The sequence below is a fragment of the Nostocoides australiense Ben110 genome, from assembly GCF_001050535.1.
In the GTDB taxonomy this organism is placed as follows: domain Bacteria; phylum Actinomycetota; class Actinomycetes; order Actinomycetales; family Dermatophilaceae; genus Nostocoides_A; species Nostocoides_A australiense.
In genome coordinates this window covers 3,788,441-3,798,180 of sequence record NZ_HG764815.1, presented here as the reverse complement: position 1 = coordinate 3,798,180, position 9,740 = coordinate 3,788,441, and the positions used below count along the sequence as shown (strand labels likewise).

The window sequence follows — 9,740 nt, the reverse complement described above, 5'->3', positions numbered from 1 at the left end:
GTTCGAGGCGCGGATGGCGGGGCGGCCGTATGACGGCGGCGGCATCGCCACGACCGTCACCGCCACCCGCGCGGCCGACGACGACGAGCTGCGGGAGTTGCTGAGCAGCCGGATGACAGAGCTGCGCAGGCAGGGCAGCACCACCGTCGAGATCAAGTCCGGCTACGGCCTCCACGTCGACGGCGAGGCGCGCCTGCTCCGCCTGGCTCGCGAGGTGACGACCGAGACGACCTACCTCGGCGCCCACGTCGTGCCACCGGAATACGCGGGTGACCGCGCGGCATACGTCGAACTGGTTTGTGGGGCAATGCTTTCGGCGTGCGCGCCGCACGCGCGGTGGATCGATGTCTTCTGCGAACCCAACTCAGCGCACGCCTTCGACGGCGACGAAGCGCGGACCGTCCTGACAGCCGGCGTGGCCGCCGGCCTGCTCCCGCGCGTCCACGGCAACCAGCTCGGCCCCGGCCCCGGTGTGCAGCTGGCCGTCGAACTCGACGCCGCGAGCGTCGACCACTGCACTTATCTCAGCGACGCCGACGTCGACGCGTTGGCGGGTGCGCCCCAGACCGTCGCCACGCTGCTGCCCGGCGTCGAGTTCTCGACCCGCTCGCCCTATCCCGACGCCCGCCGGCTGCTCGATGCCGGCATCAGCGTGGCCCTGGCCAGCGACTGCAACCCCGGCACGTGCAACTCCTCGTCGATGCCGTTCATGATCGCCCTCGCGGTGCGCGAGATGCGCATGACTCCTGCTGAGGCCGTGCTCGGCGCGACGCGCACGGCGGCGAAAGCATTGCGGCGCAACGATATCGGAGCCATCACCGTGGGGATGCGGGCCGACCTGACGGTGCTGGACGCGCCCTCCTATGCACACCTGGCGTATCGCCCCGGCGTCCCCATCGCTCGCGCCGTCGATCTCGCCTGAGTGCTCAGGCCTGCGCCTCTTCTTCCTTCTTGCGCATCGGCTCGGGCAGGTGTCCGGCGGAGTTCGCGTAGTACTGAGCGGCCTTGCGGGTGAAGAAGGTCTTGGCGACGGCCGCTGCCATTGCGCTCACGGCGGCGAGGGCCAACGCCTCTCCGAGGGGCGTGTTGGGGTTTTGTGGGTCGACGTTCTCGTCTTTGCCCGCCTTGCTCCAGATCGCCGTCACCGACTTGTTCGCGACGAGACCCGCGACGACCGCCGCGCCCGCCGCAAGTGCCTTCCAGACCATTCCGCCCATGGCCACACGTTAGCCTGTCCATCATGCGGTGGCGGCGGACAGCCCTTGCCTTGTTCATCGGCGCGGCCGCGTCCGGACTCGGCATCCTCGCCGGCTCCAACATCTGGGTCGCCCGGGCGAGCGCGGACCGGATGTATGCCGTGGCGGACGTCCCGGCCAAGCCGGTCGCCCTCGTTCTGGGTGCCGGTCTGACGCCGGCCGGCGAGCCCACGCCATACCTCGCCTTCCGGCTCGACCTGGCCAAGCAGCTCTACGACGCCCGGAAGGTCGAGGTCCTCCTCATCTCGGGAGACAACCGCACCCACGCCTACGACGAGCCCACGGCGATGATGGACTACCTCGTCGCTCAGGGGGTGCCGGCAACCCGGATCGTGCGGGACTTCGCCGGCCGCGACACCTATGACTCGTGCGCGCGGGCCACGCGCATCTTCGGTGTCACCGAAGCGATCGTCGTCACGCAGGAATACCACCTGCCGCGCGCGGTCGCGACCTGTCGCGCGGTCGGTGTCGACGCGGTCGGCGTCGGTGACACCCGCGGCCAGCAGTATGGCGCCACCTGGAGTCAGGGCCGCCTGCGCGAGCGGGCGGCGGTGGTCAAGGCGAGCTGGGACATCAGTATTCGGCGCGACCCCGTCCTCGGCGCCCAGGAGAGCGGCGTGCGCGACGCTCTGAGCACCCCTCGCTGACGGATCAGCGGGCCCCGCCGACGCGCGGCCGCAAGGCAGGCGCGGGGCAGGCGCGCGGCATACGGCCCGGTCGATGGCGCGCACGCGCAGGACTAAGGTTTGGTTCATGAGTCGTTCCAGCGCCGTTTCGGCTGTCCCCGTTCCCCGTTCTCCTGCCCAGATCCGCAATGTCGTCCTCGTCGGGCCGAGCGGCGGCGGCAAGAGCACACTGTTCGACCGGTTGGTCAGCGGGGAATCGGCGTTGCGGCGCAAGGAAGACGACTCCGCATCGACGACATTACGGGTCGCGACCGTCGGGGTCGACGACCTTGCCGTCACCCTTCTCGACACCCCGGGTGCGCCGGACTTCGTCGGCGAAGTGCGCGCGGGGTTGCGGGCCGCGGACGCCGCGCTGTTCGTCGTCGCTGCGGGCGCGTCGGTCGACGAGGCCTCCCGGATGTTGTGGCGCGAGTGCGCCGCGGTGGGTATGCCGCGCGCCGTGGCCCTGACGAAGCTCGAGCAGTGCCACGACGACTACGCGACGATCGTCGAGGCGTGTCGTCGCGCGTTCGGCGATGCGCAGCCGTTGCAGGTGCCGATTCTCGAAGGGGACAAGGTCACCGGTCTGCTCGACCTGCTCGGCCAGAGCGTTCACGGCCCCGACGGCGAGGTGTCCGGCACCCCCACGGGCGACCAGGCGGCGATCATCGAGGACCTGCGCGGCGGAGTCGTCGAGGCGATCATCGAGGAGTCCGAGGACGAGACGGCCCTCGACAGCTATCTCAATGGCGACGAACTCGACGCCGACACGCTGACCAAGGACCTCAAGGCCGCCATCGCGACGGCCCGGTTCTTCCCGATCATCCCGACCCACTGGGCCAGCGGTGTCGGGGTCGGGGAACTCCTCGACCTCTTCGCCACCGGTTTCCCCTCACCGGCGGATGCCTGGCTGCCCGAGGTCACCACTCCCGACGCCGGCGAGTTCGGCGAGATCGCGTGCGACCCCGCCGGCCCGCTCGTGGCCGAGGTCGTCCGGACCAGCAGCGACCAGTATGTCGGCCGCCTCTCCCTCGTCCGCATCTTCTCCGGCACCCTCACCCCGGAGCAGCAGGTCCACGTCTCCGGCCACCTCGAGCACCTCACCGGGGAGGAGGTCGAAGGCCACCCCGGCCACGACGACACCGACAAGATCGGCGGGGTGCAGACCCCGACCGCCGTCGACCCGATTGTCCGCACCTCCGCCATTGCCGGCGAGGTCGTCCTGCTGACCAAGCTCGCGCACGCGGAGACCTCCGACACCATCTCCGCCACCGACAAGCCGGGCCTCGTCCAGCCGTGGCTGCTGCCCGCGCCCCTGCTGCCCGTCGCCATTCATGCGGCGTCCAAGAACGACGAGGACAAGCTCGCCACCGCCCTGCAGCGCCTCGTCGCCGAGGACGTCACGATGCGGCTGGAACACAACGTCGAGACCCACCAACTCGTGCTGTGGGCGCTCGGCCCGGCGCACGTGGACGACCTGCTCGCGCGCCTGAAGGACCGCTACCACGTCAACGTCGAGGTCGAGCCGCTCAAGACGTCGCTGCGCGAAACCTTCGTGCGCGAATGCGACCTGCAGGGCCGGCTGGTCAAGCAGTCCGGTGGCCACGGGCAGTATGCCGTCGTCAAGGTCAAGATCGAGCCGCTCGAGCGGGGCGCCGGCATCGAGTTCGTCGACAAGGTGGTCGGGGGTGCCGTGCCGCGCCAGTTCATCCCCTCGGTCGAGAAGGGCGCCCGCAACCAGCTCGAGAAGGGTGTCCTGGCCGGCTATCCGGTCGTCGACGTCCGCGTCACGCTCTATGACGGCAAGGCCCACTCGGTCGACTCCTCCGACATGGCTTTCCAGACCGCCGCGGCCACCGCGCTGCGTGAGGCCGCCAACGAGTCCACCGTCTCGATGCTCGAGCCGGTAGACCAGATCGTCGTGACCGTCGCCGACGACAACGTCGGCGCCGTCATGGCCGACCTGCGCGGTCGCCGCGGCCAGGTGCACGGCACCGAGCCCGCCGACACCGAGGGCTTTACCAAGGTGACGGCCGAGGTGCCGCAGCACGAACTCTCGCGCTATCCGATCGACCTGCGCTCCGTCTCGCACGGCACGGGGTCCTTCACCCGCACCTTCGTCCGCTACGACTACATGCCCGCCGCCCAGGCCAAGGAGGTCATCGCCAACGCCTGAAACCCCTTGCCCCGCAAGGAACTTCTGCTAGGCCCGCCACCCTGGCGTCAGGGTGGCGGTGGTCTGCCCGCCTTGCGGGCGCCGGCGCGTTCGCTGCGGCGGATGAGTTGGCGCAGTTGTGAGCGCGAAAGCACAACTCCCGCATCGGGATCCGCCGCCGGGAGCGACCAGCCGAGGCGTCGCGCGAGCAAGGTGAGCCCGCCGCCGATGACGATGCCGGCCGCCATACCCCACGTCAGCCGCGACTGCACCGGCACCAACAACATCGCCCCCGACGCCGCAGCGGCCGCCGTCGCATACAGCGTGTTGCCGCCGAGCACCGCAGGCACCTGCCCGATGCAGATGTCCCGCACCATCCCGCCGCCGACGGCGGTGACGACGCCGAGCAGGAGCGAGGGTAGCCAACCGAGTCCCACCACCTGCGCCTTGAACGTCCCCGTCGCCGCCCAGCATCCGAGGGCCAGGGCATCGGCGATCAGGAGCGGCCAGCGCCAGCGGCGCCCCTCGATCCGGAAGACGAGCGCGATCAGCACCCCCACGATCGCCGTCACCAGGTAGGCGGGATCCGTCAGGGCCACCGGCTGGCCGACGTTGAGCATGATGTCGCGCAGCGCGCCCCCTGCCAGGCCGCTGACGATGCCGAGCACGATCATGCCGACGAGGTCGAAGCGCCGACCACGGGCGATGGTCGCGCCGATCATGCCGTTGCACAGCACGCCGGCGAGGTCGACGAACCGGAACGCCTCGGAGACATCGAGCGCTGTGGACACGTGCGCCATTAGAGCAGGCGAGGGCTCACTCCGCCGTGTATGCCGTGACCTCGGTCGCCTTGGCGCTCAGCCACACGGCGCTTCCCGGCGTCAGGCCCAGGTCGAGAATCGCTGCCGGTGTCACGTCGACGAGGGCGTCGGGTGGGCCGGCGACGTCGAGGCGAGCGCGATCGGCGATCTGCTGTATGCCGCGCACCCGCCCCGCCCACACGTTGCGGGCCGATCCGTGGTCGGGCCGGGTCGTGTGGACAGTGATCGCGCTGGGCGCCAATGCAATCAGTACCTCTCGCGACCCCGATGACGATTGCGCCGGGAGGTCCACCGCCACCAGTCGTCCGCCACCGTCCAGCTCGATCCCGCCCCGCGATACGCGTCCCCGATAGTGGTTGAGCCCCGCCAACCGGGCCACGTATGCCGTCGCCGGACGCCGCGCGATCGTCGCCGGGTCGGCGTCCTGCGTGACGCGTCCCGCCTCGATGACCACGATGCGGCCGGCGAGGAGGAGGGCGTCGAGCGGGTCGTGCGTGACAAGCAATGCCGGCCCGGCGAAGGCGCTGACGAAAGCACGCAATTCGGCGCGGGTGGTGTCCCGCCTCTGGGCGTCGAGGGCGGCGAGAGGTTCGTCGAGGAGCAACAGGTCAGGTTTGCTGGCCAGGGCGCGCACGAGCGCGACGCGCTGGGCCTGCCCTCCGCTGATCCGCGCCGGCCGCCGGTCGGCGATCTCGGTGAGTCCGAAGTGCGCCAACTGCGCGTCCGCGTTCGCGAGGGCCGCGCCGTGCCGCATACCGCGGGCTCGTGCCGGGAAGGCGACATTCTCGCGGACGCTCATCGTCGGGAAGAGTCGGTGGTCCTGGAAGACGACGCCGAGCCGGCGCTGCTCCGGAACGACCCAGGTGCCCAGCGCTGGGTCGTCCAGGGTCCGGTCGCCAAGCCGAATCCGCCCGCCGGACAACGGGGTCAGCCCGGCGATGGCCCGCAGCAGCGTCGTCTTCCCGGCGCCGTTCGGGCCGAGCACGGCGACGACTTCACCAGGGCCGGCGGCCACGTGGGCCTGCAGCGCGAACGGCCGCGCCCCCTGATGGACCACCTCCACCCGGGCGTCCAGGGCAACAGGGTCGGCGGCGTCCGAACGAGCGGCCCCCATCACGCCGCCGACCCGGTCGTCAGCCAGCGTCCCCGTAGCAGGGCCAGCACCACGACGCATACGACGAGCATGACCAGCGACAGGGCGCTTGCCGCGTCCGGGTCGCGCTCCATCGCGAGATAGACCGCGAGCGGCATGGTTTGGGTGCGGCCGGGGGAGTTGCCGGCGAAGGTGATCGTCGCCCCGAACTCCCCGAGCGCCCGCGCCCAGGCCAGCACCGTCCCCGCGAGCAGGGCCGGGGCCATCATGGGCAGCACGACCCGACGGAAGGCGAACCACGGGCTGGCGCCCAGAGTGGCGGCGGCCTCGGCATACCCGTCGTCGAGGGTGCGGAAGGCGCCTTCGACGGTCAGCACGAGGAAGGGGAGCGCGACGAAGGTCTCGGCGACGATGACGCCGAAGGGGGTGAACGGCAGGCTGAATCCGAAGACCACGTCGATGGGCTTCCCGAGCAGTCCGCGGCGGCCGAAGGCGGACAGCAGCGCCACGCCGCCCACCACCGGGGGCAGGACCAACGGGACCGTCACGAGCGCCCGCACGAGCCCGGTCAGGCGTCCGGTGGATCGCGCCAGCAGCCACGCCAGCGGTATGCCGGTCACGGCAGCCAGCAACGCCGCGATCGTCGCGCAGAGCAGGGAGAGCCGAAGTGCTTCTCCGACAATGGGTTCGCGGAACAGGTCCGGCAGGTGCAACCACGGGACGCGAAACAGCAGCGCGACCAACGGCAGCACGAGGAACGCCGCAGCGACGGCCGCCGGCACTCGCAGCTGCCACGGCGTCCTCATCGCCGCCCCAGTCGAGGGCACACTCCGGGGCTGTCGAGAGCCACATCCTTGATCATCGGGAGGGCACTTCGGTTAGTCGAGGGTCATGGCGCGGGCGCGAAGCCGGCTGCCTTCAGCGCATCCTGCCCGATCGTGCCGGTGACCAGGTCGACGAACTGCTGAGCCAGCGTCGGGTTGGCGCTCTCCGTGGTGACCGCGATCGGGTAGTCCGTCGTCGCACTCACGTCAGCAGGCAGCGTGATCTGGGTGACCTTGTCGCGCGCGAGCGCGGCATCGGTGACATAGACGAGCCCGGCATCGACCTCGCCGAGGCTGACCTTGGTCAGCACGGCCGCCACGTCGACCTCCTCGCTGACCGGTGTGACGTCCAGATCTGCCTGTTCGAAAACCGTGAGCGCCGCCGCTCCACACGGAACGTCCTTGGCGCACACCGCAACCGTCGTGTCCTTGCTCGCGAGATCGCTGACATCGTCCACCGTGCCGGGATTGTCCTTAGGCACCACGATCGTCATCGAGTTGGTTGCGAAGGTGACCGGGGCGTTCACGGCGCCGGCATCTTCGGCTGTCTTCATCGTCTTCGCGCTGGCGCTCGCGAAGACATCCGCGGGAGCACCTTCGACGATCTGTGTCGCGAGACCGGAGGACGGGCCAAAGCTGAACTCCACCGTGGACCCGGGGTGGTCTGCCTCGAACTGGTCGCCCAGCTTGGCGAAAACGTCACGTAGCGAGGCCGCGGCGAGGATGGTGAGGCTCCCGTTGGTCACCGGTCCCGAGCCGGACCCGGAGGCCGATCCGGCGCCAGTCGAGCCCGCGCTCGACGATCCGGACGAGGAGTCGCCGCAGCCGGCGAGAGCCACGGCCGCGAGAATCACGACGGGGGTCAAGCGGGCGAGAGCACGCATGGTCAGGGGGCCTCCGGCAGTTCGATGACGACGTTTGTGGACTTGATGGACGCGACCGCCAGCACACCTGGCTCGAGTCCGAGGTCGTCTGCAGCCTCGCGACTCATCAACGACACGACCCGATGTGGCCCCGACTGGATTTCGACCTGCGCCATCACGGTGTCCTTGACAACCCGGGTGACGAGACCGACGAAGCGGTTGCGGGCCGACTCCGAGACCACCGGCCGGGGCTGCGGCCGGGGCATCTCGGCCGCCAGCGCCCGGGCATAGGCGGCCAGTTCGGCGCCGTCGACGGTCTGCCGGCCGGAGGCGTCCAGGCTCGCCCGCAGCCGCCCTTGGTCGACCCACCGCCGGACGGTGTCGTCGGACACCCCAAGTAGCTCGGCAGCCTCCTTGAACCGAAAATGCGGCATGGAAATGAGGATACACACGCAGACACGGATCGATTGGACGGGTGGGGGCGCACGCGCAATAGGGTCTGGTCATGGCCACGGTGTCCTTTCCCAGCAAGGGCTGGGTCCGTGACGTGGGACCCATCGAGGGAATCACCCCCGTCGTGTGGCACCCGGACAACCCACCGCCCGACGGCCCCTTGGATGTCGTCGTCGCCCCCTATGTCGGTGCCGCCGCGTGCATCGCCTCGGTGGACAAGGTCCCCGGTGTGCGCCTGGTCCAACTCCTCACCGCCGGCTTCGACGGCATCTTCGAACGTGTGCCGGATCGCATCGCAATCGCGAATGCCGCTGGCGTGCACGACGATTCGACGGCCGAGCTGGCGCTGGCCATGATTCTGGCGTCGCAGCGTGGCATCCCAGACTTCGTCCGGGCGCAGGAGCGGGGGGTATGGCTGCGGCCCGGCTTCCTGCCCTCGCTCGCCGACCGGCGGGTGCTGGTCCTCGGCTATGGCGGCGTCGGCCGGGCCATCGTCGCGCGGCTCCTCCCCTTCCGGGCACGCGTGAGCGTGGTCGCGACGACGGCACGCGACGGCGACGACCTGGTCAAGCGTGTGCGGGGCATGGACGAACTCGACCGGCTGCTCAAGAAGTCCGAAGTCGTCATCCTCGCCGTGCCCCTCAACGACACCACCCGCGGCCTGGCAGACGACGCGTTCCTGTCGAAACTTCCCGACAACGCCCTCGTCGTCAACATCGCCCGCGGCCCGGTCCTCGATACGGTTGCCGCTCTGCACCATACGGATCGGTTGCGTTTCGCTCTCGACGTCACCGACCCGGAGCCGCTGCCCCCGGAGCACCCGCTCTGGCAGGCGCCCGGGGTCCTGATCACCCCGCACGTCGGCGGCCCGTCCACGGCCTTCCGCCCCCGAGCCGTGGAAATGCTGCGCGAGCAGCTCGGCCGCATCGGCCGCGGTGAGGCGCCGGACCATATCGTGCGCCCCGCAGCCCCCTAGACAGCGGCCGCCCAAGCTGACTCAGCACCCTGTTGTGCACCGAGCGGGGCGACTTAGCAAAGGTTGGTGAAATCAGCACACCTAGCTAGGTCTGCTGATTTCACCAACCTTTGCTAGACCCTATGGGGGCGGGCGGGGTTTCGGTTGAGGGTTGAGGCCGGGGCCTCGCGTATGCAGAGAATCGTGGATCACCTGCCAGATGGGCTGGCGGTGCCGACATGCATAGGAGGCCCCGGTGTTCATAGAGCGTACGAGTATCGGCTTGGATGTGCACGCGAGATCGGTCAGAGCGGCGGCGATCGACACGGTCACGGGGGAGGTGATTGAGCGGACGGTCTCTGCGCCGGTGGTCGATGTCGTGGGTTTCGTGGAATCTGTTGCGGCAGAACATGGTCCGGTGTTGGTGACGTATGAGGCGGGGCCGACGGGGTTCGGGTTGGCGCGGGCGCTGCTGACGGCGCGTCATGCCTGTCAGGTCGCGGCGCCGTCGAAGGTGTTGCGGCCGGTGGGGGATCGGGTCAAGACCGACCGGCGGGATGCGTTGTTGCTGGCCCGGCTGGCCCGTAACGGCGACATCGTGCCGGTCGCTATCCCGACACCGTCTCAGGAATCAGCCCGGGATCTGGTCCGCGCG

General features: G+C 70.0%; 11 protein-coding genes. 5 read left to right on the top strand and 6 right to left on the bottom strand.

The genetic code is table 11. From position 1 onward, the window contains the following. The coding region (locus BN11_RS18670) for an amidohydrolase family protein (protein ID WP_048699840.1) at window positions 1–922 on the top strand (922 nt) is incomplete at its 5' end. A 4-nt stretch (window positions 923–926) separates the two neighbouring features. Here BN11_RS18670 and BN11_RS18665 read toward each other — a convergent pair. Next, window positions 927–1,217 (bottom strand): DUF4235 domain-containing protein, encoded by a 291-nt coding sequence (locus tag BN11_RS18665; protein ID WP_048699838.1) that lies wholly within the window; start codon window positions 1,215–1,217, stop codon window positions 927–929. A gap of 23 nt (window positions 1,218–1,240) precedes the next feature. Here BN11_RS18665 and BN11_RS18660 point away from each other — a divergent pair, with 23 nt between their 5' ends. After that, the gene (locus BN11_RS18660) at window positions 1,241–1,903 is read left to right on the top strand and encodes a SanA/YdcF family protein (RefSeq protein WP_048699836.1); all 663 of its coding nucleotides are present in this window, start codon (window positions 1,241–1,243) and stop codon (window positions 1,901–1,903) included. 106 nt (window positions 1,904–2,009) lie between these two features. Then, window positions 2,010–4,097, top strand: a complete 2,088-nt coding sequence (locus tag BN11_RS18655; protein WP_048699834.1) for an elongation factor G-like protein EF-G2 — start codon at window positions 2,010–2,012, stop codon at window positions 4,095–4,097. A gap of 47 nt (window positions 4,098–4,144) precedes the next feature. On the opposite strand, the gene BN11_RS18650 is transcribed toward BN11_RS18655, so the two are convergent. The 5 genes from BN11_RS18650 to BN11_RS18630 form a co-directional block, all read right to left on the bottom strand. Next, the gene (locus tag BN11_RS18650) at window positions 4,145–4,867 is read right to left on the bottom strand and encodes a trimeric intracellular cation channel family protein (protein ID WP_235435546.1); all 723 of its coding nucleotides are present in this window, start codon (window positions 4,865–4,867) and stop codon (window positions 4,145–4,147) included. A gap of 25 nt (window positions 4,868–4,892) precedes the next feature. Continuing rightward, on the bottom strand, window positions 4,893–6,071 hold the full coding sequence (locus BN11_RS18645; protein WP_235435545.1) for an ABC transporter ATP-binding protein: 1,179 nt from the start codon (window positions 6,069–6,071) through the stop codon (window positions 4,893–4,895). Next, on the bottom strand, window positions 6,011–6,796 hold the full coding sequence (locus BN11_RS18640) for an ABC transporter permease (RefSeq protein WP_053084185.1): 786 nt from the start codon (window positions 6,794–6,796) through the stop codon (window positions 6,011–6,013). The genes BN11_RS18645 and BN11_RS18640 overlap by 61 nt, the downstream gene beginning before the upstream one ends. A gap of 83 nt (window positions 6,797–6,879) precedes the next feature. Next, window positions 6,880–7,680 carry a molybdate ABC transporter substrate-binding protein gene (gene modA, locus BN11_RS18635; protein ID WP_235435544.1) on the bottom strand — a complete coding sequence of 267 codons (801 nt, stop codon included), beginning with the start codon at window positions 7,678–7,680 and terminating at the stop codon, window positions 6,880–6,882. Window positions 7,681–7,700: 20 nt separating this feature from the next. Continuing rightward, window positions 7,701–8,111 carry a TOBE domain-containing protein gene (locus BN11_RS18630; protein ID WP_048699827.1) on the bottom strand — a complete coding sequence of 137 codons (411 nt, stop codon included), beginning with the start codon at window positions 8,109–8,111 and terminating at the stop codon, window positions 7,701–7,703. A gap of 71 nt (window positions 8,112–8,182) precedes the next feature. Here BN11_RS18630 and BN11_RS18625 point away from each other — a divergent pair, with 71 nt between their 5' ends. Both BN11_RS18625 and BN11_RS18620 read left to right on the top strand, forming a co-directional pair. Next, window positions 8,183–9,106 carry an NAD(P)-dependent oxidoreductase gene (locus BN11_RS18625; RefSeq protein ID WP_048699825.1) on the top strand — a complete coding sequence of 308 codons (924 nt, stop codon included), beginning with the start codon at window positions 8,183–8,185 and terminating at the stop codon, window positions 9,104–9,106. Window positions 9,107–9,341: 235 nt separating this feature from the next. Continuing rightward, window positions 9,342–9,740 (top strand): IS110 family transposase (locus BN11_RS18620; protein WP_048693490.1); only part of this gene is annotated, 399 nt, incomplete at its 3' end.